This is a genomic window from Acholeplasma hippikon (assembly GCF_900660755.1).
GTDB lineage: Bacteria > Bacillota_I > Bacilli_A > Acholeplasmatales > Acholeplasmataceae > Acholeplasma > Acholeplasma hippikon.
This window is the reverse complement of the sequence record NZ_LR215050.1, coordinates 1,051,459-1,075,760: the sequence shown is the minus strand read 5'-3', so window position 1 is coordinate 1,075,760 and position 24,302 is coordinate 1,051,459. Positions and strand designations below refer to the sequence as shown.

19 protein-coding genes, 1 pseudogene and 1 other annotated feature are annotated in these 24,302 nt (G+C 31.4%); of the genes and pseudogenes, 17 read left to right on the top strand and 3 right to left on the bottom strand.

Going from position 1 to position 24,302, the window contains the following annotated elements:
- Positions 1-162: 162 nt before the first annotated feature.
- From EXC59_RS05320 to EXC59_RS05305, 4 genes are all read left to right on the top strand, one after another.
- Positions 163-2,469: an ABC transporter ATP-binding protein/permease gene (locus EXC59_RS05320; RefSeq protein WP_035369871.1), complete on the top strand. Its 2,307-nt coding sequence runs from the start codon at positions 163-165 to the stop codon at positions 2,467-2,469.
- 16 nt (positions 2,470-2,485) lie between these two features.
- Positions 2,486-2,683, top strand: a binding site (T-box leader).
- 57 nt (positions 2,684-2,740) lie between these two features.
- On the top strand, positions 2,741-4,015 hold the full coding sequence (serS, locus tag EXC59_RS05315; protein ID WP_035369873.1) for a serine--tRNA ligase: 1,275 nt from the start codon (positions 2,741-2,743) through the stop codon (positions 4,013-4,015).
- Positions 4,016-4,247: 232 nt separating this feature from the next.
- Positions 4,248-4,898 (top strand): response regulator transcription factor, encoded by a 651-nt coding sequence (locus EXC59_RS05310; protein WP_162849176.1) that lies wholly within the window; start codon positions 4,248-4,250, stop codon positions 4,896-4,898.
- Positions 4,899-5,017: 119 nt separating this feature from the next.
- Positions 5,018-6,208 carry a sensor histidine kinase gene (locus EXC59_RS05305; protein WP_035369877.1) on the top strand — a complete coding sequence of 397 codons (1,191 nt, stop codon included), beginning with the start codon at positions 5,018-5,020 and terminating at the stop codon, positions 6,206-6,208.
- On the opposite strand, the gene EXC59_RS05300 is transcribed toward EXC59_RS05305, so the two are convergent.
- Positions 6,189-6,605, bottom strand: a complete 417-nt coding sequence (locus EXC59_RS05300) for an HIT family protein (protein ID WP_035369879.1) — start codon at positions 6,603-6,605, stop codon at positions 6,189-6,191. The genes EXC59_RS05305 and EXC59_RS05300 overlap by 20 nt on opposite strands.
- A 102-nt stretch (positions 6,606-6,707) precedes the next feature.
- Between EXC59_RS05300 and EXC59_RS05295 the strand changes: the two genes are divergently transcribed.
- The 11 genes and pseudogenes from EXC59_RS05295 (at position 6,708) to cls (ending at position 19,557) form a co-directional block, all read left to right on the top strand.
- A complete protein-coding gene (locus EXC59_RS05295) occupies positions 6,708-7,298 on the top strand; it encodes a phosphate propanoyltransferase (RefSeq protein WP_035369881.1) in 591 nt (196 codons plus the stop codon).
- 41 nt (positions 7,299-7,339) lie between these two features.
- On the top strand, positions 7,340-8,542 hold the full coding sequence (locus tag EXC59_RS05290) for an HD domain-containing protein (RefSeq protein ID WP_162164068.1): 1,203 nt from the start codon (positions 7,340-7,342) through the stop codon (positions 8,540-8,542).
- Positions 8,539-9,081 carry a toprim domain-containing protein gene (locus EXC59_RS05285; protein WP_035369883.1) on the top strand — a complete coding sequence of 181 codons (543 nt, stop codon included), beginning with the start codon at positions 8,539-8,541 and terminating at the stop codon, positions 9,079-9,081. Before EXC59_RS05290 ends, EXC59_RS05285 begins: the two co-directional genes overlap by 4 nt.
- Positions 9,065-9,856, top strand: a complete 792-nt coding sequence (gene rsmA, locus EXC59_RS05280) for a 16S rRNA (adenine(1518)-N(6)/adenine(1519)-N(6))-dimethyltransferase RsmA (RefSeq protein WP_035369885.1) — start codon at positions 9,065-9,067, stop codon at positions 9,854-9,856. Before EXC59_RS05285 ends, rsmA begins: the two co-directional genes overlap by 17 nt.
- Before the next feature lie 125 nt (positions 9,857-9,981).
- Positions 9,982-10,266 (top strand): septation regulator SpoVG, encoded by a 285-nt coding sequence (gene spoVG / locus EXC59_RS05275; protein WP_035369887.1) that lies wholly within the window; start codon positions 9,982-9,984, stop codon positions 10,264-10,266.
- A gap of 95 nt (positions 10,267-10,361) precedes the next feature.
- Positions 10,362-11,324: a ribose-phosphate diphosphokinase gene (locus EXC59_RS05270; protein ID WP_035369889.1), complete on the top strand. Its 963-nt coding sequence runs from the start codon at positions 10,362-10,364 to the stop codon at positions 11,322-11,324.
- Positions 11,324-11,899, top strand: a complete 576-nt coding sequence (pth, locus tag EXC59_RS05265; RefSeq protein WP_035369891.1) for an aminoacyl-tRNA hydrolase — start codon at positions 11,324-11,326, stop codon at positions 11,897-11,899. The genes EXC59_RS05270 and pth overlap by 1 nt, the downstream gene beginning before the upstream one ends.
- A 447-nt stretch (positions 11,900-12,346) precedes the next feature.
- Positions 12,347-15,367 (top strand): annotated as a pseudogene (gene mfd, locus EXC59_RS05260) (transcription-repair coupling factor); the annotation flags it as partial.
- An 87-nt stretch (positions 15,368-15,454) separates the two neighbouring features.
- Positions 15,455-16,711 carry an adenylosuccinate synthase gene (locus EXC59_RS05255; RefSeq protein ID WP_035369893.1) on the top strand — a complete coding sequence of 419 codons (1,257 nt, stop codon included), beginning with the start codon at positions 15,455-15,457 and terminating at the stop codon, positions 16,709-16,711.
- A gap of 8 nt (positions 16,712-16,719) precedes the next feature.
- Entirely contained in the window at positions 16,720-17,904 is a 1,185-nt protein-coding gene (locus EXC59_RS05250; protein WP_035369895.1) for a pyridoxal phosphate-dependent aminotransferase, read from the top strand.
- Positions 17,905-18,054: 150 nt separating this feature from the next.
- The gene (gene cls, locus EXC59_RS05245) at positions 18,055-19,557 is read left to right on the top strand and encodes a cardiolipin synthase (protein WP_035369896.1); all 1,503 of its coding nucleotides are present in this window, start codon (positions 18,055-18,057) and stop codon (positions 19,555-19,557) included.
- Here cls and EXC59_RS05240 read toward each other — a convergent pair.
- Positions 19,549-20,193: a hypothetical protein gene (locus tag EXC59_RS05240; RefSeq protein ID WP_035369898.1), complete on the bottom strand. Its 645-nt coding sequence runs from the start codon at positions 20,191-20,193 to the stop codon at positions 19,549-19,551. The two genes, cls and EXC59_RS05240, sit on opposite strands and share 9 nt — an antisense overlap.
- 57 nt (positions 20,194-20,250) lie before the next feature.
- Entirely contained in the window at positions 20,251-21,096 is an 846-nt protein-coding gene (locus tag EXC59_RS05235; RefSeq protein ID WP_035369900.1) for a hypothetical protein, read from the bottom strand.
- Between the two features lie 172 nt (positions 21,097-21,268).
- Here EXC59_RS05235 and pflB point away from each other — a divergent pair, with 172 nt between their 5' ends.
- A complete protein-coding gene (pflB, locus tag EXC59_RS05230) occupies positions 21,269-23,536 on the top strand; it encodes a formate C-acetyltransferase (RefSeq protein ID WP_035369902.1) in 2,268 nt (755 codons plus the stop codon).
- Positions 23,523-24,278, top strand: coding sequence for a pyruvate formate-lyase-activating protein (gene pflA, locus EXC59_RS05225; RefSeq protein WP_051659069.1), 756 nt, complete (start codon positions 23,523-23,525; stop codon positions 24,276-24,278). The genes pflB and pflA overlap by 14 nt, the downstream gene beginning before the upstream one ends.
- Positions 24,279-24,302 lie beyond the last annotated feature (24 nt).

Genomic DNA, 24,302 nt, shown 5'->3' with positions numbered 1-24,302 from the left:
ATAAGAGCTAAATGATGAGTTTAGCTCTTTTTTAATACAATTTACGATAAAAAAAGGCCCCTTTATGTCAAAATGTCGCAAGATTATTAAATTTAAAAGTATACTTATAAAGAACGATTATAATGAATTAATAAATATAACTAGGAAGTAGAGTGATCAAGCGTGTTACAAATCAAAAATATCAAAAAAGATTATCTTGTTGGTGAACAAACATTTAGTGCTTTAAAAGGCATTAATTTAAGTTTTAGAAAACAAGAATTCGTATCAATTTTAGGTCAATCAGGTTCAGGCAAAACAACCTTATTAAATATCATTGGTGGATTAGATCGTTACACCAGTGGTGATTTAGTTATTGATGATGTGTCTACAAAGAATTATAAAGATAAAGATTGGGATGCGTATAGAAACCATCGTATTGGGTTTGTTTTTCAAAACTACAACTTAATTCCTCATTTAGACGTCTTATCAAACGTAGAATTAGCTCAAACATTATCGGGTGTTACTAAGGAAGAACGCCAACGTCGCGCAAGAGAAGTTTTAGTAAGAGTTGGATTAGAAGAACACTTACATAAACGTCCAAATCAATTATCAGGTGGACAACAACAAAGAGTATCTATTGCTAGAGCATTAGTTAATAATCCTTCTATTATCTTAGCAGATGAACCAACCGGTGCATTAGATTCTGAAACATCAGTTGATATTATGAATTTGTTAACTGAAATCTCAAAAGATAAATTAATCATTATGGTTACACATAATGGAGAATTGGCAAAACAATATTCAAATCGTATTGTGACATTAAAAGATGGTTTAGTAACAAGTGATTCTAATCCGTATGAAGTAAAAGAAAAAAATGATTTAAAAGAAAGTTTTGATAAATCATCAATGTCATTCTTTACTGCGATGAGATTATCATTTAAAAACCTTCTAACAAAAAAATTCAGAACACTTATAACGGCTTTTGCAGGCTCTATTGGGATTATTGGGGTTGCGTTAGTCTTAAGCTTACAATATGGCTTCACTGCATATTTAGATGATATGGAACAAGGTACATTTGCAGGTTTACCAATCCAAATCAATCGTAGTTTTATTGATATTAATGCTTTTTTATCAAGTGGTGGTCCAAATACTGAAGTAGATGTTGTCGAAGGCGGTATTGAAGGGTATGAACCAAAAGAATTAGAATTTATTAAAGAAAATACGATTACTCAAAACTACATTGATTATTTAAATGACTCAGATATTGTTTCATTAGGTTATGGTTCAATTGTCTATAACTATGGCATTAAGCCAAAACGTTTAAATGTTGTAAATGGAACATTGATTGAAGATACAAATGATCATGTTAAACAAAGTACATTCCCAGCATCATTCTTTGAAGAATATTTTGATATTGTAAGTGGAAGTTTATATCAAGATGATTTATATGAAGCAGTATTAATCGTTGATAAGACAAATAGAGTACCAAACTCATTATTAAAGTTCTTGGGGTTAATTGATGAAAATACACCTGAAGGAACAGTTATTCCATTTGATGAAATTATTGGAAAAGAATTTAAAATCTTTGGTAACAATTTATACTATAACGATCCAGTAACAGAAGGTGGACAGTTTACTAAGAAATCAAACAACGATTTATTAGCATTATATAATACGACAAATGATGAGATTGTTACTGTTAAAATTACAGGTATTCTTAAAACAAACTCTCAATTTATTTCAACTTCAGAACAAATTGCCTACTCAACTGCAGTTAAAACTAAAGTCTTATCAATGAATATTAATTCAAGAGTTGTTGAAGCACAAAGACTTTCTGAAACAAGTGTGGTTCAAGGGGTCATCTTCTATGAAACACCAATGAGTAAATATACAAAAGATGATTTACTTGATGAATTAGGTGGCATGAGTGTGCCAACAAGCATATTAATTTATCCAAAAAATTTTGATAGTAAAGAACACATTTTAGATGTATTAGATAAATATAATGAGTTAAATCCTGAAGAACAAATTGGATATTCAGATAATGTTGCTGCAGCTGTATCGATGATTAAAGATGTTATGACTGCAATATCTGCTGTATTAATTGCCTTCTCTGCGATTTCATTAGTGGTTTCAAGTGTGATGATTGGTATTATTACTTATACATCAGTACTTGAACGTACAAAAGAAATTGGTGTGTTAAGATCAATTGGTGCAAGAAAGAAAGACATTTCACGTGTATTCAACGCTGAATCCATTCTTATTGGATTAATTGCAGGTTTATTAGGGGTTGTCATTACTTACGGCTTAGTTCCAATTATTAATATCATCTTAGAAAATCAAACTGGAAGTAGTAATGTGGCACAATTATATATCGTGCACGCAGCCTTCCTAATCCTTATTTCAGTATTCTTAACATTTATTGCAGGTTTAATCCCATCTAAGATTGCAGCTAGAAAAGACCCAGTTGTGGCTTTACGTACTGAATAAAATAGAGTATAATATATGTAACTTGATGAAAGAGACTAGTAATTTATAATTAATTTTTAGAGAGTCTGTGGTTGGTGTAAACAGATAATTGATGTAAATGAATCCACTCTGGAAAGATGCTAATCACATCCGGGTAATTCCGTTATCAATTTAGAAGTGCTATGAGCAATCATAGAATTAAGGTGGCACCGCGGAAATTTTATTCGTCCTTAGTCAAATTTTTTTGGCTAGGGACTTTTTATTTTTAAAGAAAAAAGAGAGGTAGAAACACATGTTAGATGTAAAATACATAACCGAAAATATGGAAGAGGTTATCAAACGTCTTTCAACAAGAAAAGGTGATTTCTCATATTTAAGAAAAATCACAGATTTACAAGACAAAAGAAAACAATTAATTCAAGAAGTTGAAGGCTTACAAGCTAAGAGAAATGAACAATCTAAATTAATTGGTCAATATAAACGTGAAGGTAAAAACGTTCAACCGTTAATGGCTGAAATTGAACTCATTAAAGGTCAAATTCCAGCGTTAGATCAAGAATTATCTAGTATTGAAAAAGAAATATTTGAAATTTTATCAATTACGCCAAACCTACCAGGTTTAGATGTCCCAGTTGGTGAAGATGAAGCAGCAAACGTTGAAATTAAAAAATGGGGAACGATTAGAAACTTTGATTTCCCAATTCAAGATCATGTTTCATTAGGTGAAAAATTAGGCATCTTAGATTTTGAACGTGCTGCTAAAATTACAGGACCTCGTTTCGTTATTGATAAAGGCATGGGGGCTCGTTTAGAACGTTCATTAATCCAATTCATGATGGATTTACATGCACATGAACATGGATACACAGAAGTAATGCCACCATATGTTGTAAATGAAAAGAGTATGTTTGGTACAGGCCAATTCCCTAAATTTAAAGGAGATTCATTCCGTTTAGAAGGGGAAAACGAATGGTATTTAAACCCTACAGCAGAAGTTCCAACAATTAACATGTATCGTGATGAAATTATTCCTGTAGAAGAATTACCAATGCGTTATGTATCTTATACAACTGCATTTAGATCAGAAGCAGGTTCTGCAGGTAGAGATACACGCGGCATTTTACGTCAGCACCAATTCAATAAAGTAGAATTAATTAAGTTCACTACACCAGAAGATAGTGAGGCTGAACATCAAGCAATGTTAAAAAACTCAGAAAAAGTATTACAATTATTAAATCTTCCGTACCGTGTTGTATGTCTATCAACTGGTGACATGGGATTCGGTATGCAAAAGACATATGATATTGAAGTTTGGATTCCAGCACAAAATACTTATAGAGAAATTGGTTCAATTTCAAACGCAGGAGATTTCCAAGCTCGTCGCGCAAATATTCGTTTCAAACGTACTAAAGATAGCAAGACCGAATTTGTTCACACATTAAATGGTTCAGGTTTAGCAGTTGGTAGAACAATGATTGCGATTATGGAAAATTATCAAAATGCTGATGGAACCATTACAGTTCCTGAAGCACTAAGACCTTACATGAGAGTAGACATCATTAAATAAACGGCAAATATAACCCAATAACCCACAATTTTCGACAAAAAACAAAACTTTACAACATTATTTGATATAAGAACTATTGTAAGTTATACTAAGGGTACTTCGTTTTTCTCTCTCAATGAAAAGCCTCGGTGATTAAGCAACTAATCTCGAGGCTTTTCTTATTTCGAGACTTATCACATAATTGTGTGATAAAATAATATTAAAATTAGGGATATAAAGAGGACTGAAAAAAATGAAAATTTATTATGTTGAAGATGAAAAAGATTTATCAGAGATTATTAGAAAATACTTAGTACGCGAAAATTATGATGTAACAGTATTTTATGATGGTGAAACTGCGATGAAACACGTTGGTGATCAAGTAGACTTATGGATTCTTGACATCATGTTATCAGGACAAATCGATGGTTTCGATTTAATTAACGCGATTAACAAAGCAAATCCTGATGCTGCGGTTATTTTCACAAGTGCTAGAGACCAAGCCCTAGATAAAATTAAAGGACTTGAATTAGGTTCAGATGATTACATTGCTAAGCCTTATTCTCCAAGAGAATTAATGTTACGTGTTAAAGCAGTATTAAAACGTAAACAAGCGCGTCCTGGTCAAATGAGCTATAGCGAATATAGCATTTCATTAGATTCAAGAGAAATTAGACATAATGATCAACAAATTGAATTAACGAATAAAGAATTTGAAATGTTACTAGTTTTCTTAAAAAACAAGCAACAACCAATTGAAAGAAAACTGTTACTTGAAACAATTTGGGGAAAGAATTATGTAGGTTCAGATAGAGTAATGGATGATTTATTACGTCGTTTAAGATCTAAAATGCCATTACTTAGAATTGAAACTATATATGGATATGGCTATCGCCTATTATGAATCGCTTTAAACTAGCGACCCAGATTAATATTATTTTCACGTTTGTAACAGTTTTGAGTGGAATAATATTCATATTTATCTTAAATCTATCCTTTACCAAAGGAATAGAAAATCAAAACATGGCTTATTTAAATGATTACTATGCTCAAGTTCGTGTGGATTACGATCCTTATACAAATGAACTAGAGTATGATCATAAGTCGATTTATAATGATTATTTAATTATTAGAAATGGTTCAATCGCATTATATTCAAATGAAAATGTATCAGAAGAATATATTAATTATGTTGCAGAGCACGTGATTAGTGAATACTTTGAAAACAATACGACAAGAAGTAATCAAACAATTACTTATGTGAGATACAAGGATATCGCATATATGGGGATTGTTTCTCATCCAATGGGAACACCTAAATTTGCGGTTGTTGTTGTATCAAATGCAACCGAGTATATTCAAGATATGACAGGTAGTGTTCCATTCTATGCGACACTTGCATTCTTAAGTATTTTAGTTTTAGGAAATGTCATTATTTGGCTATGGAGTTCGACAACAGTTTCTAAACTGAAAGTACTTCAAGAAAAGATAGATGATATGATTAAAACTGACTATCAATCAGATGTTAGAATTGATGCTGCAGAAGAAATTACATCACTTGCTAACGCGATTGATAACATGCGAAATCAAATTAAAGAAAATGAACGCACAAAAAAAGAAATGGTTCAAAATATGGGGCATGATTTAAAAACACCAATTGCAGTTATTAAATCTTATGCTGAAGCCATTTTAGATGGAATTGAAGATACTGATGCTGCCCAATTAATTATTAAACAAGCAGACATCTTAAATAAAAAAGTACTTCAAATCATGGAATACAATAAACTTGGATATATTAAGAGTGATCAAAAGTTAGAAGATGTTTCAATGAGAGAAGTATTAACTTCAATTGTTAATAATTATAAATATATTACCCATGCAGAAATCACTTTAAATATAGATTCAGATTGGGTACACCCAATGATTAAAGAAAATCTATATGTAGCTATTTCTAACATCATGGATAATGCAGTACGCTATGTTCAATCAAAAATTATTATTCAACTTCAAAATAAAAAACTCACCATCTATAATGACGGTGAGCAAATTGATCCTGAATTCTTACCACGCATGTTTAAAGCATATGAAAAAGGTAGTAAAGGACAATTCGGTTTAGGACTCGCAATTGTTAAACAAACATTAGGTATGTTTGGATTATCTATTCGATGCGATAATAAACCAAATGGCGTAGAATTTACAATAGAGCAGCTTTAATTAAGGCTGCTCTTTCTTTATAATCATCACTTGTTAATTCACTCATGTGATTATAAAAGCCTAGCGTTAAATCATCCTTCTCATATCGAGGAATGATATGAACGTGATAATGGAAAACAGTTTGACCAGCAGTTTCATTGTTATTATTTAGTAAATTTAAGCCCTTCGCATCAAAGGCTTTATAGATTGCAACAGATAACTTTTGAACAACCCCAAATAAGTGTTTTAAAGTTTCTTCAGGTACTTCAAAAAGATTTTTATATGGGGCTTTGGTTACAACAAGCGTATGACCCATTGTTGCTTGTGTAATATCTAAAAATGCAATAACTAGTTCATCTTCATATACAATTGACGCAGGAATTTCACGATTGATTATTTTTGTAAATATAGTTTCCATAAATAACCTCCTTTATTTCATTATAACACCTTGTTTTGTTGTCGTCGATTGCAAATGGTGGTATAATTTAAGTGATTTATAAAGAAGGGAAGTTAAAAACTTATGAAACGTATTCCAGTAGGTATATCAGGACGTCATGTTCACGTTACAAAGGAACATTTAGAAATTTTATTCGGAGAAGGCTATGAACTTAAGGTTTTCAAACCATTAAGCCAACCAGGCCAATACGCAGCGGAGGAAAAAGTAAGTGTTGTTTCCCCACAAGGTTTAGTATTAGATGGAGTTAGAATCTTAGGACCAGTTAGACCTGCGAGCCAAGTTGAAATCTCACAATCAGATGCTATTCGCTACAAATTTGTTGCACCAGTTAGATCAAGTGGTGATGTTAAAGGCAGCGGAGCTTGTAAATTAGTTGGACCTAAAGGTGAAGTTGAATTATCAGAAGGTGTAATTATCGCTGATAGACATATTCACTTCTCATTAGAAGAAGCTAAAGAATTTGGTGTTAAAGATAAAGATATCGTATCAATCAAAATTGATGGTATTAAAGCTGGTATCTTAGATAATATCTTATGTCGTGTACATGAAAACTTTAGATTAGACTGTCACTTAGATACAGATGACGGCGATGCATTCATGTTAAAGAACGGTGACACTGTTCAATTAGTTAAAAAATACGAAATCGTTGAATAAAAAATGGCTTAATAAGCCATTTTTGTTATAAGGAAATATATATGAAAAAAAGAGAGAGACAACAAGTTTTTCGTGATCCACTTTATGGTTATATCCATATCAATTATGAACTAATCACTAACTTAATCAACTCATCAGTATTTCAACGCTTAAGAAGAATTAGACAATTATCTGGTGTACACATGATTTTCCATGCTGCAGAACATTCAAGATTTTCTCATTCTCTAGGTGTTTATGAACTTGCTTATCGCTTCAGTATGATTAAAGAAATTGATGAAGTACTTGATGAAAGATCAAAACTATTATTCTATGCAGCTGCATTACTTCATGATGTAGGACATGGTGCCTATTCACACGCATTTGAATATGTTTTTCATGTAAATCATGAAAAGATTGGTGCAAGCTTAATCGTTAATCATCCTGAACTAAGAAGTATTTTAGACGAAGTTGATCAAAACTTTGCTGAAGATGTTGCCTCAGTTATTTTAAAACAAGGTAAATTCCCACTAATCCAACAACTCATATCAAGTCAATTAGATATTGATAGATTAGATTATTTAGAACGCGATGCATACTTTACTGGTGCAGCATATGGGCATATTGATTTAGACCGCTTAATGAGAGTTGTGGTTGTAAAAGATAACCGATTAGCCTTTAAAGCAAGTGGTATTCACGCAATTGAAAACTATTTGGTTGCTAGATACCATATGTACTGGCAAGTATATTATCATCCGAAAGCTCGTGCATATGAAGTCATTTTAGAAAAAATCTACTTAAGAGTTAAAGATTTATTACAAAAAGGCTTTGACTTTGAACATGATGTAACAAGTTTAAAGAAAATCTTAAATAATCCACACGATATGTATGCTTATTTAGAAATTGATGATTATTATATGAATGGATTAATTGCATACTTCTTGAAGTCTAAAGATCCAATTTTAAAAACATTATCAAATGATTTCTTAAATCGACATATCTGGGAATTTATCGATGATAAAGAAGAAAATAAAGATAAGATTAATGAAATCTTAAACAAGATTACAGATGAAGAAAAACGTTATTTCACGCTAAAGACATCTGTACAACAAACCGCTTATAAGGCAAGTTCAACTATTGGCGACCAAATCCATATTTTAACCGAAAAAGATGAAGTGATTCCTTTATCTTCATACTCATCAATTGTTCATTCACTTGTTACTTCAAGTGATAAGTCAGACTATAAATTCTTTTATAAAAAATTATGAAAGAAAAACTGTTTATCGTTGAAGGAACGCATGATGAGGCCGTTCTACAACAATGTATAAAAGGAATTAAAACAATTTCGGTTGGAGGATCTCAAATAAAAGAAGACGTTTTAGATTTTTTGATTCATAATCAAGACAAATTTGAAATTGTACTTTTATTAGACCCTGATTTTCCAGGTGAAAAAATTAGAAAAACACTCGCTAGTAAACTTTCCAATCCAAAGCATATTTTCTTTGATAGAAAAGCATCAATTTCGAAAAATAGAAAAAAAGTTGGAATTGAACATGTTGACTTTAAACTGATTAGGGAAATGATTCAGTATGAAGTTAAAGAGCAAGAGATAAAAACAGATCTTAATATTCATACGCTTTATGAATTAGGATTAACTGGTCAAATTAACTCCTTTAATTTAAGAAAAGTTATTACTGACTATTATCATATCGGACACTGTAATACAAAAATACTTCTTCAAAGATTAACTTGGTTAGGGTTAACTAAAGAGGATTTAGTGAGGGTTTTAAATGGAGCATCAAGCTAAGAAAAAATTTGGACAAAACTTTTTAACAGACACAAACTTACTTAAAAAAATTGTGGATTCAGCAAATATTAAAGATAAAAATGTATTAGAAATTGGACCAGGGCTTGGCGCTTTAACTCAATTTTTAACTGTACAATCAAAAAAATATCTAGCATATGAAATTGATCTTTCTTTAGTAGACACTTTAAAGAAATTTGAAAGTGAAAAAGCGCAGTTCATATTTAAAGATTTTATGGAAGATGATGTAACAAAAACTTTATTAAATTATTTTCAAAATGAAGAAGTACATTTAGTTGGTAACCTACCTTACTATATTACAACACCAATCATTTTTGAATTTTTAAAGTATGATCACTTGAAAACAGCAACCATTATGGTTCAAAAAGAAGTTGGCGATAGAATCATCAGCGATCGTAATTTAAAAACATATAATGGATTTTCTGCAATCTTACAGTATTACACAAAGGTAAGTCGAGTGGTCAATGTTAATCGCAAAATGTTTAATCCAGTTCCTAAAGTCGACTCAATGGTTGTAAAATTAGAAAAGATTGATAGACGTCTACCTAAAGAACAAGAAATATTATATGAAAAAATAGTGAAATCTGCATTTATGCATAAACGTAAAACAATGGTAAATAACTTGTCTGAGACATTTAATATACCTAAGATTGAATTACAACAATTTTTAAATAAATTAGGTTTTAAAGAAACTGCACGCGCTGAAGAATTAAGCGTAGAAGATTTCATTTTAATAACAAAATCATTCAACTATTAATAAAAGGGCATGTCCCTTTTTGTTTTATGACCGAATATGATAACGTTTTTAAGATGTAAGCGCTTTGATTTACTGTAAAATATGTTATAATAAAAGTAACTTAGTAACACAACCAGGAGGGGCAAATGCAAGTAACAGACGTGAGAGTAAGACTTGTAGCAAGTGATTCACGATTAAGGGGCGTGGTTACTGTTACATTTGACGATGCTTTTGTAGTTCATGACATTCGCGTTATTGAAGGGGAAAATGGTATTTTTGTTGCAATGCCAAGCAAGAAGATGCCTAATGGTGGATTTAGAGATATAGCACATCCTATTCATCAAGACATGCGTAAAGCTGTTGAAGATGCAATTGTAAAAGCATATCAAAAAGCACTTGAAACTCAACAACCAGAAAATATAGCGGACTAAATAGAGCATTCCAATAAAGGCGTTTAAATACGTCTTTTTTTGTTGGCTAAATATAATTTAAAGTGATATAATGAGGTGACAAGAGAGGTATTTTTATGAGTATAGAAGATAAAAAAGTGAAATTGTTCACATTATCTGCAAATAGACCATTAGCGGAATCAATTGCTAGAGCTGCTAATATTCCACTTTCAAACGTTGAAGTAATTAAATTTGCAGACGGGGAAATGACAATCAATATAGAAGAATCAGTGAGAGGTAATCACGTCTTTGTTGTCCAACCAACAAGTCAACCTGCCAACGATCACTATATGGAAATTTTAATTTTAGCAGATGCATTAAAACGTGCATCAGCAGCATCAATCACAATTCTAATGCCTTATTATGGCTATTCAAGACAAGATAGAAAAGCAAAATCTCGTCAACCTATTACAGCTAAATTAATGGCTAACTTATTAACAGTAGCCGGTGTAAATCGTGTTGTATGTTTAGATTTACATGCTGCCCAAATCCAAGGGTTCTTCGATATTCCAATCGACAACTTCCCAGCAGCACCTCTTCTAGCATCATATTTCAGAAAGAAAAAATTAGAAAATGTAGTTGTTGTATCACCTGACCATGGTGGTGTAACAAGAGCAAGAATTTTTGCAACATTCTTACAAGCACCATTAGCAATTATTGATAAAAGAAGACCTGAGCCAAATAAGGCTGAAGTGATGAATATTATCGGGGATGTTCAAGGTGCGACTTGTGTTATGATTGATGATATCATCGACACAGGCGGCACATTAATGGCTGGTGCTGAAGCTTTAGTTAAAGCTGGTGCAAAATCAGTATATGCAGCTGCAACTCACGGTGTATTAACAAATAACGCAACAGAAAAACTACAAAAATCAGTATTAGAAGAAATTGTTATTACAGATACAATTTATTTAGCACCTGAAAAGAAACAACCGAAGATTAAACAATTATCTGTTGGACCTTTATTAGGTGAAGCAATTATCCACATCTTAAATGATGAACCAATTTCTCAAATTTTCAATAGAATTGAGGAAGTTTAATGAAGTTAGTTGTCGGGTTAGGTAATCCAGGCAGAGAATATACTCAAACTAGACACAATGTTGGATTTATCTTAATTGATAAATTCTTAAGTGAATTAAACTTAGATATTAAAGTAGATAATAAATTAAATGCAGCACTCGTAAAAACAAATATCTCAGGTGAACAAGTTATTTTTGCAAAACCCTTAACCTATATGAATTTATCAGGTCAAGCGGTAAGCAAGATTGCTAATTACTATAAGATTGATCTTAATGATATCATTGTTGTATCAGATGATACAGCCTTAGCACTTGGTAAGATTAGATTGAGAGAAACAGGAAGTCACGGTGGTCAAAATGGATTAAGAAATATTATCCAAGAATTGGGCACAGCAAACTTTAAACGATTACGTGTCGGTATCGGAGACAATCCGATTATGAATAAGGCTGATTATGTATTAGGTAAGTTTACACCTAAAGAATTAGAACAATTAATTCCTGCAATTAATTTAGGGTACAATGCAATTTTTGAATGGATTAAAAATGAAAAATTTAACAATATCATGACAAGATATAACACCCCCCAGGCTGAATAAGTCTGGGTTTTCTTGGTTATGCTGGAGGTAGAATTAATGTATGAAAAACTATTAAAATTATATAATAAGACAAACCAAATTAAAGCCTCACAAAGCGATTTTAAGAATGTTAACCATGCTTACGTTCAATTTTTAATCACATTAAAATATTATCAAAATAATAAAAATATCTTTGTCGTTCTTCCTAATTTATACGACGCTCAAAAATACTATGATAAGCTAAGCAATATCTTAGGTGATGAGTGTGTTTTATTCTATCCAAGTGACCAAATGTTAACTTCAATGATGGCACTAGGCTCACCAGAATTTAAAAACGAAAGATTATTCACCTTAAGAAAATTATTAAAAAACGAACAAAAGTATGTTGTTGTTACAACACAAGAGGGTATTTTAAAACGTCAACTTAAACCACAAGATTATGAAAATAGTGTAATGACTTTATATAAAAATGGTTCATATGATTTTCAAAGTTTAATCAAACGCTTAGTTTATGATGGCTATCAATATAACTTTACTGTTGAACGACCAGGTGAATTCAGTGTGAGAGGATCAATTATTGATATCTTCACACATGATCATAAAGACCCATTCCGTATCGATTTCTTTGGGGACGAGATTGAATCAATTAAAACATTTGATGTCCTCACGCAAAAAAGCATTGAATCTGTCGATAAAATTGATTTAGCACCACTTCATGAATTATTCTATACAGATAAACAAAAAGAAGTAGCATTAAAACAATTTGAGTCGTTTTTTGAAAACATTGATTTATCAGAAAAAGAAATAAATAAGTACAATACTGATTTTGAGAATCTAAAAAACAGAAAAAGAATGGACAGTTTAAGTTTATATACTTCATTCTTTAATTCAGATGAAACAACTATCCTTGACTTTGGAAATCGTAATGAAATTATTTTAGTTGATAAATATAAGATGTTAATTAATGAAGAATCTAATCAACAAGACTTAAAAACTTATAGCGAAACGATGTTTGGTGATACATTCACAAAATTACCATTTAGATTAAATTTAGATTACATATTAAATAAAGATCATTTATCATTTGAATTATATTATGCAGCAGATGTAATAACGGAGGATTTAAAGGTATTCGATGTTGAGGGATTCCAAGGATTCTTAGAGCCGTTCTTAATGTTTTTAAATGAGTATAAAGCATTCACTGTTATTTGTGCAATGAATGGTAAAGTAAATTATGAGAAACTAAAAGAATTCTTAAGTTCACATAAAGTGAATTTTAATGATAATGATATTAAACCTGGTGAACTAAATATTATGCATTCAGGATTACCAGGGTCATTCTTAGATACACAAAATAAGGTTGTTGTTTTAACTGATGAATCTTTATTTACAAGCAAACAAACAGGTAGAATTAGATATCGCTCAGTAATTAACCAAGCAATTAAGATTCGTGATGCATCTGAACTTAAAGAAGGAGATTATGTTGTTCACTATGATTTTGGTATTGGCCAATATTTAGGATTAAAAACCATGTCTTTATCAGGTGAAAAACGAGATTACCTTCATATTATTTATGAAAACAATGAGGCACTGTATGTACCAACCGATCAAATTGAACTTGTTTTAAAATATCGTCGCGGTGATGATTTACCACCAAAGTTATCAAAATTAAGTGGTAAACAATGGGGTAAAACAAAAGCAGCTGTTAGAAAGAAAATTAAAGATTTATCAGATAGACTACTTAAGCTATATGCAATGCGAAAGGAAGCCAAAGGGTTTGCATTTAGTCGAGATAATGAGATGATGGAACAGTTTGAAAATGATTTTAATTATGAAGAAACAAAAGATCAAAAGTTAGCAATTGAAGCTGTTAAAAAAGATATGGAAAACGAACGTCCAATGGATAGACTAATCGCCGGAGATGTCGGGTTTGGTAAAACTGAAGTTGCCCTAAGAGCGGCATTTAAGGCCACTTTAGATGCAAAACAAGTTGCATATTTGGTACCTACAACAGTACTTGCACGTCAACACTATTATAGTTTTAAAGAACGCTTTGAAAAGTATGGCGGTAATGTTGCCTTACTATCGCGCTATGTTTCTAAAAAAGAACAAAATGAAATTTTAGATAAACTTGCTAAAGGGTATATAGATGTTGTTATTGGGACACATCGCCTTTTAAGTGATGATGTTAAGTTTAAGGATTTAGGCTTATTTATTATTGATGAAGAGCAACGATTTGGTGTAGAACACAAAGAAAAGATTAAAGAAATGAAGGTGAATGTTGATACACTAACTTTATCTGCAACACCAATTCCAAGAACACTTCAAATGGCAATGTATGGGTTAAAAGACTTATCTATGATTGAAACCCCTCCAATGAATAGATATCCGGTTCAGACATATGTAGTTGAGCGACAAGATGTCATTATTAAAGATGCTATAGATCGTGAACTAGCACGTGGTGGTCAAGTTTTCTACCTATATAATCGAGTTGAAACAATTGAAGCAATTATGGCTAAAATTCAAAAATTAGTTCCTAATGCTAGAATTGCAACCGCACATGGTAAGATGAGCAAAGATAAACTAGAGGAAGTTTTACAAGCATTCATAGAAAAAGAATTTGATGTTTTAGTATCAACAACAATTATCGAAACAGGTGTTGATATACCAAATACGAATACATTAATTATCCATGATGCGGATAAACTCGGTTTAAGCCAACTGTATCAATTAAGGGGTAGAGTTGGTCGAAGTGATAAAATTGCTTATGCATACTTGATGTTTGATGCATATAAGAATATCAATGATGAGGCGAAAAAACGATTAAGCGTCATTGAAGACTTCACAGATTTAGGCAGTGGATTTAAAATTGCACTTCGTGATTTAGCAATTCGTGGTGCAGGGGATATCTTAGGAGATGAGCAATCTGGATTCATTGATTCGGTAGGTATGGAAATGTACATGAAGTTATTGGATGAGGTAATGAATGGTATCATGGAAGATCCAGTAAAATCACAAGTGCCAGATCAAGTGTTTGCATCCCGTCATATTCCTAAAGAATATATTGATAATGATCCAGTACGTATTGAAATACATAAACGTATTGCAGCATTAAATTCGTTAAAAGACTTAGAAGATTTAAAACTAGAATTAGAAGACCGCTTCGGTCAAATTGATTTAGAAGTCTTAATTTATATGCATGAAAAATTATTTAAGAAGTTATCAAGTAAAGTTGGTATTGAAAAGACAGTAAGAGAATCAGATTCAGTTCGAATGATTTTCTCATTAGATCAAAGTGAAAAAGTTGATGGTATCAAATTACTGTATGCAGCGACTAACAGCAAGACAAAAGTATCTCTAGCTGATAAGCGAGGACATGTTGAGGTTAACATGATTACCAGAGGACATAAAGAACATTGGTTATATTTAGCGTGTGAACTGTTAGAGTCTTACTTAAAAACAGATATTAATCAATCAATCATTTCTTAAATTATCGTTATAAAAACAAAAGCATAAGAATACGTGATAAAATGGAAATTGGTTTAGAACCAATTTCTTTTTTTTGGAGGATGAATAATGAAAAACATCGTTGTTGTAGGATCTCAATGGGGAGATGAAGGAAAAGGTAAGATAACCGATTATCTTGCACAAAATGCAGATGTGGTTGTTAGATATCAAGGTGGAAATAATGCAGGACATACGGTTGTTATTAACAACGAGAAATATGCGCTTCATTTATTACCTTCAGGTATTTTAAATAAGAATATTAAAAATATTATGGCTAATGGAATGGTAATCAACCCAAAAGCGTTTTATGAAGAATTATCTAAGATTAAAAATGAATATCAATTATTTGTTTCTGACCGTGCACATATTGTTTTACCAGCACATATTGAAATGGATAAATTAAATGAAAAAACAGATGGTATTGGTACGACCAATCGTGGTATTGGACCTGCTTATACAGATAAAGCAGCTCGTACAGGTATGCGTGTATCAAGTTTTATTAATAAAGAAAAACGTGAACAAAAGATTCGTCAAATTGTTGAACAAAAAAATAAAATCTTAATTTCAAAAGGTAAAGAAGCTTTAGATATTGATGCGATTATTAGTGAGTATGAAAAGTATGCAGAGTATATGAAACCTTTTGTTGCAGACACATCGTATTTGTTAAATGAATTAATTCATGATCATAAGGTTTTATTTGAAGGTGCACAAGGTGTTATGTTATGTTTAGATCATGGTACATATCCATATGTTACTTCATCTAGTCCGACAGCTGCATCTGTACCTTTAAATACAGGTATTGCTCCATGGTATGTTAAAGGTGCAATTGGCGTTACAAAGGCATATACGACTAGAGTTGGTAGTGGACCATTCCCTTCAGAAATGTTTGATGAGTTAGCACAATACATTAGAGAAACTGGAAGAGAATATGGCACATCAACTGGTAGACCTCGTCGAATTGGTTGGTTAGATACAGTTGTTATCAATTATTCAAAACGTGTAAGCGGATTAAGTTACTTAGCAGTCACATTATTAGACGTTTTATCAAAAATTAAAGAACTAAAGATTGTTGTAAGTTATAACCTAGATGGTAAAGAAATATTCAATGTCCCAAGTGACTATGAAGACTTCTTACGTTGTGAACCAAACTTTATTACATTACCTGGTTGGGATGAAGATATTACACAAGTTAAATCATTTGAGGAATTACCATTAAATGCACAAAAATATATTGAAAAAATAGAGGAATTAACAGGAATTAAAGTCGCAATCTTCTCTGTTGGTCCAGATCGCAATCAAACAATTCAAAGATTCCCTATTTTATAGGAGATTATATGGGTAAAATTGACATTCTTTCCATCGCAAAAGAAGCACAAATACATAAACAAAAAGATTCGACTGTTGTTGATGCAACAATAGGTATGTTTTATGATGATGAAAAAAAATTAATCATTAATGATGTTAAAGAAGCATACTATAACATTGATTTATTTGAAACATTTAAATATGGTGCAACAGATGGAGGAAATTTATTTGTTAATAACGCAATTGATTGGGTATTATCAAATAAAAAAGAAATGATTCAATCAAAATATAAGTTAACTGGTTTAGCAACGCCAGGGGGATCTGGCGCTTTATCTGTTATATTTAATAGTTATGGGCATGTTAATGACAAAGTTTTAGTATCGAATTTGCGTTGGCGTTATGAATATTTCACAAGCGCTGCTAAAAAATTAATTCATGAACATAACATGTTCTTAGGTGATGCGTTTGATTTAGCATCATTTGAAAAGGAATTAGCGTATTTATGTAGAATACAAGAAACTGTTATTGTGGTCATCAATGACCCTTGTCAAAATCCAACGGGTTATCAATTAAGTGAATCCGAATGGAAAAAGATCGTTTCAATACTTAATAAGTTTAATAATAATCACATCATTTTAGTGTATGACTTAGCCTATTTTGACTATGATCCAAGAGGGTATGAAGAAGCTAGAAGAACTTTTGAATATTTCATGAGCCTAGCACCACACACAGAAGTACTCATCTCATTTAGTGCCTCTAAATCGTTTGCTATGTATGGTGTAAGACTGGGTGGTTTAATTGGGTTACATCATAACGAATCACAGTATAATTACTTCGAAAAAAACGCATACGAAGATGCATTAGGTAAATGGAGCACTGCACCAAGTGTCGGAGTAAATATATTTAATCAACTTGTAAATAAAAAGGATAGTTATTTAGTTACATTAAATCGATTAACCAATACTTTAAAAGTTAGAGGGGATATCTTCATCAAAGAAGCCAAAGAAGCTAATTTAGCTATTTATCCTTATCGAGGTGGATTCTTCGTTTTAGTAAAGTCAGAAAAACCAGTTTTAGATTTTGAAAAACTTAAAGAACAAGGGATATACTTAATTCCTATGGATGAGGGCTTAAGAATAGCGCTCTGTGGTATTACAACCGATGAAGTATACGGCCTTGCAAAGCGAATTAAAACAATTATAAATAAAATGTAAAGTTGAAAAACATCGTTGGAAATTAGACGATGTTTTTTTCTTTAAAATATCTACATAAAAAACAATAATTTGATAAAAATGACGAAATATATAATAAATATAATAATGTGATAAAATCAAGGTACACAAGACGTTTAATAGGAGGTATAAATGAGAAAACTAATTTCTTTATTAACAAGCAGAATTACATTTCTAGGTCTCATCTTTTTAGCTCAAATTATCTTAGTTGCCACGTTGATTTTAGAGTTTGCTAATCAGTGGTACTATATCTCCATCATTTCAACTGCTCTAAGTTTTTTAATAACAATTTACATTATGGCAGATGAAGAAAATCCAATGTTTAAATTAACTTGGATTATCATCATATTAGTATTCCCTTTATTTGGTGTCATATTATATAGTTATTCAAGAACAGAGAAACTATCACATTCAAAATCTACGCTCATGAATGAGATGCAAGAACGAAGAATGAGAGAATTAAAAAAAGTTGAATCGATATACCATGATAATTATCTTAGACATCAAAAATTTTTAACAGGGTTACATTTTCCTAGTTATGAAAATACAATATCTAAATTTTTACCAAATGGACAGGTAAAACAAGAAGAATTATTAAAGGCGCTTAAGTCAGCTAAAGAATATATATTTATGGAATATTTTATTATCACTAAATCTAAGATGTGGGATGAAATACTCCAAATTCTTAAAGAGAAACAAAAAGAAGGTGTTGAAATTAGAATCATTTACGATGATTTAGGTTCAGCGACTAAACTTCCATTTCATTACCATAAGACATTAGAAAAACTAGGCTTCAAAGTTGTTAGATTTAATCCAATGCGATTAAGAGTTAAATTTTCTATGAATTACAGAGATCACAGAAAAATAGTGGTTATTGATAATAAAATTGCTTTTACTGGTGGATTTAATATTGGTGATGAATATACCAATAAAAAGAAGGTGTTTGGTTATTGGAACGATGCCGGCATTATGTTAGAAGGAGAAGCTGTTTGGTCACTAACTGTTTTATTCTTAGAAAATTGGGCTTTCTCAAAAAAAGAAAAAATGGAATTTAGAAAATATTATCGTGAATACAAAGTTCAAAATAATGCCTTATATATTCCATTTGGTGATATTCCGACTGATAAAAATTATACTGCTCGATCAATTTACTTACAATTAATTAATGATGCAAAAGAAAAAATATATATAACTGCTCCTTATTTCATCTTAGATAATGAAATTAATACAGCACTTAAAATGGCTGCACAAAGCGGTGTTGAGGTAAAAATTGTTATTCCAAACATCCCTGATAAAAAGTTAGTATATATGGTATCGGAATCCTACGTATCTGAACTGATTCCTTATGGTGTCAAAATATATAAATTCACACCAGGATTTATTCACTCAAAAATGATTATTGCAGATGATAGGGTTGCCATGATTGGTACATCTAATTTAGATTTTAGAAGCCTATATATGCACTTAGAAAATAATGTTTGGTTTGATGATTTAACAACCATAGAAGACATGGTTAAATATTATGATAAAACAGTTCAAAATAGTAAACTAATTACTGCACATATGTTGCGCAAGAGAAACTTTATTTACCGCGCGTTACAAGCTTTACTTAGAGGTTTTTCTGCATTACTTTAAAGCACTTGCAATCATCGATTTGGTGATTGCTTTTTCTTTTAAGAAAACATATTGAAGTATAAAAATAATTGTTCCTACTGTATTAGAAATCATATCAAACATCGTTTCACCGACATCAATAATCTTTCTACCATCATAAGTATAAAAAGCAGGCCCTTGAGTCACAGTATCAAATAGCTTATCTCCAGTAAACTCAATAAACTCCCAAACCGCAGCAGTCATTAGAGAAAATGAAAATATAAATAAGATGATGAATAATCTATTTTGTTCAGACATCTTAGTTAATTTACTCATAATAAGTAAACCAACAAATGTTGCTGTATATCCAAAATAAACATGAACAAACTTATCATAATGAATAAACGATACGGTGTTATATAGATTTAAACTAGCACCTAAAAATAAAGCAATAAATACATAAATTACGGCATAAGTTAAAATAAATTCATTTATACGTTTATTGTTCAACATTAAAATTAATACGACTGAAATTAAAATTGTTGCAATATGACTTCCTAAACGTTCGTTAGGATCGTTTTTTGTAATTAAGACAATAATTGATAATATACTTGTTGTTAAAATCATTGCAACCAAAATAACAAAACTTATCCAATAATTAATAGATTTCTTTTTCATCATGTACCCCCTTTGATTACATCTATTTTACATCTTTTAAAAAATAAAAAGGTCGCATTACTTCCCTGTTCTGCGACTCTTTTCATCAATTTGTTTAAATAATTCAATTTGATTAAGAATATATGAGTTAAGTTTACTTTCCTGAATGACTTTTTCTGAAATGCCTTTGTGAGCTTGCATATGTTGGTTGATTATCTCAATGATATCAAAGTTATTTAAAGTACTTTTTTCTACATCATTAAAGAACATCATTGCATATAAACTAGATAATTTATCATGTCCTTTATAAGAACCAACGTTTTTACAAACAGTTTTCCCTAAATCGTGTAGTAAGGCCGTTGTTTGAAGTGTTTGGGTATTGGAATTTATGATACACATATCAATATGTTCATGGATAGATTCTAAGTGATAAGGTGTTTCGTGTTCACATGCGATATTTTTAAGTTCTTCACGATAGTCAGCGTGTATATATGCTTTGATTGTTTTTAATATCCCATATTTTTTTGAATACATAAGTACATCGTCTAAGTTTGTGTTGGGTTTTAAAAAGTGATAATTATTGCCTACAGTTATCTCATCACAATCAACACCAATTCTTGGTGGTCCCATGAATTTATAATTAAATATTCTTTCTTCAGCATTTAAGGTATCCTTTAAAATAACATTTAATGGTGCATGAAGTAACAAAGAAGAAACATAATAATTATGTGATTTCAGTAATGTATAAATACGAATTCTTTTTTCTCTAGAGATTGGGAGGTTTGTGACAATCAAATTTGGTTCTTCAAATAGATTCACATTTTCTAACATGTTTGAAGATGAAACAATAGTTCCATTATTCATACGAATAAATTCATTAATTTGATTATTATCTATAGATAATAGAAGGGTTGCTTGTTTCATTGATGTTACTCCTTTAGGATAATTAATCTACCCTTTATATTATAAGATATTTTCCCATAATTCATAGAATCATATAGAAAACGTTTTCAATTATAGAATACCAAGCAAAATTCTTTACAGTTTTATAAAATGAAAATGTACAATCGTTGAAAAATTTATAGGAGGGCCAATTATGAATAATCCATGGAGAGGATTCAAAGGTGGTTTATGGGAAGGAAGCGTAAACGTTTCTGATTTTATTCACCAAAACTACACAGAATATAAAGGGAATGATCAATTCCTTGCTGGTGCAACAGACGCATCAATTACATTAAATGAATTTTTTAAAAATTTATTAAAGGTCGAAAAAGAAAAAGGTGGAGTTATCGACTTAGATACTAAAGTTCCATCAACAATCATTTCACATGGTGCTGGTTACATGATCAAAGATCTTGAAAAGATCGTTGGTTTACAAACTGATGCACCATTAAAGAGAGGATTCTTCCCTAATGGTGGTATTAATGTTGCCGTAAAAGCAACTGAAGCTTACGGATACCATGTAGAGCAAGAAACAATCGATTTATACACAAATGTAAGAAAGACTCACAATCAAGGTGTGTTTGATGCTTATACACCTGAAATTCGTCGTGCAAGAAAATCACACATTATCACTGGTTTACCAGATGGGTATGGACGTGGACGTATCATTGGTGATTACCGTCGTGTACCACTATATGGTGTTGAATTCTTAATTAAAGACAAACAAGCTCAATTAAACAGCTTAACATTCCCAATGACTGAGGATGTAATCCGTCTAAGAGAAGAAATTACTGATCAAATCAGATCATTAAATGAGTTAATTCAATTAGGAGATATCTATGGTTTCGATTTAAGAAGACCAGCAGAAGATTCTAAAGAAGCTATTCAATACTTATACTTAGCATACTTAGCGGCAGTTAAAGAACAAAATGGTGCTGCAATGTCATTAGGTAGAGTAGATGCATTCTTAGATATCTATATTGAAAGAGACTTAAAAGATGGTAAATATTCAGAATTAGAAATTCAAGAATTTGTTGATCATTTCGTCATGAAATTAAGAATGGTTAGATTCGCAAGAACTCCTGAATATAATCAATTATTCACAGGTGACCCAACTTGGGTAACTGCAGTTTTAGGTGGTATGAACTTAAATGGTTCATCACTAGTAACTAAGACTTCATTCCGTTTATTACAAACACTTTACAACCTAGGAACATCAGCTGAGCCAAACTTAACTGTATTATGGACTGAAAACTTACCAGAAGGATTTAAAAACTTCTGTGCTAAAGTTTCAATCGATACATCATCAATTCAATATGAAAGTGATGATGCAATTCGTCCAATTCATGGTGATGACTATGCAATCGCATGTTGTGTTTCACCAATGGCTATTGGTAAAGAAATGCAATTCTTTGGAGCTCGTGCTAACGGCGCTAAAGCATTATTATATGCATTAAACGGTGGTAGAGACGAAATCTCTGGAGATCAAGTATTCTACAGAACTAAACGTGATGTTATGCAAGCAGATGTCTTAAACTTTGATGAAGTAATGGCTCGTTATGATGAAACATTAGACGAACTTGCTGAAGTTTATGTAAATGCATTAAATATCATTCACTATATGCATGATAAGTATGCATATGAAAAATTAGAAATGGCTTTACATGATAGAGACGTAACTAGATTCTTTGCTACAGGTATGGCAGGTCTATCAGTAGTTGCTGACTCATTATCAGCTATTAAATATGCTAAAGTTCATCCAATCTATGATGAAAGAGGTTTAATCACTGATTTCGAAACAGTTGGAGACTTCCCTAAATATGGAAACAATGACGATAGAGTAGACTCAATCGCAGTTGATGTTGTTGAACGTTTCATGAAGAAAATTGCAAGTCACAAGACTTATAGAGATTCAGTTCCAACAATGTCAATCCTAACAATTACTTCAAACGTAGTTTATGGTAAACATACTGGTAATACTCCAGATGGTAGACGTTACAAGGAACCATTTGCTCCTGGTGCTAACCCAATGCACGGAAGAGATAACTCAGGTGCATTAAAATCATTAATGTCAGTAGCTAAGATTCCATTCGAATACTGTCAAGATGGTATTTCAAATACATTCACAATTATTCCAGCAGCATTAGGTAAAAAACTTCAAATTGAAGGTTCAATCGTTCATGCTGAAGATGACATTCAAGTTCAAAACTTAGTTCGTTTATTAGATGGATACTTCACTTCAGGTGGTTACCACTTAAACGTTAACGTATTCAATAGAGAAACATTAAAAGACGCATTCGAACATCCTGAATTATATCCAAACTTAACAGTGCGTGTATCAGGTTATGCAGTTAACTTCTCTAACTTAACAACTGAACAAAAACTTGAAGTTATGAAACGTACTTTCCATGAAGGATTCTAATATTGGATTAAAAGGTAATGTGCATTCCATTGAAACATTTGGTGCTTTCGATGGGCCAGGCATTCGTTATGTAGTCTTTTTTCAAGGTTGTGCTTTAAAATGTAAGTTCTGTCATAACAGAGATACATGGGCAACAACTGAAAATAAATTAATGACTGCAGATGAAATCATTGCAGATTACAAAAAATACAAAGCCTTCTATAAAGGGGGTGGCATCACTGCCTCGGGTGGTGAGGCTACCTTCCAACTCGAATTTGTTACCGAATTATTTAAAAAGGCTAAAGAACAAGGTATCCATACTTGTTTGGACACCTCGGCTGGAACATATAGAGAAAATAGACAAGAAGCATTTGATGAATTATTAAAATATACGGATTTAGTTTTACTGGATATTAAACATATTGATAACGAAGAACATAAATGGTTAGTTGGAGCACCTAACACAAATATCCTCGCTTTTGCTAAACATTTAAGTGATTTAAAAATTCCTACACGTTTAAGATATGTTTTATTACCTACAATTAATTCACAAGATCATTACGTTTTAAGATTAAGAGAATTTATTGATACATTAGAGAATATGGTAGGTATTGATGTCTTACCTTACCATAAAGCAGGTATTAAGAAATGGGAAGCAATGGGTATCCCATATGAACTTAATCATATTAGTGAACCAAGTAAAGATTTAGTGTTACATGTAGAGAATTTATTAAAAACCAATTATAACTATATGAAGATATAAACCACGAGCAATTCGTGGTTTTAT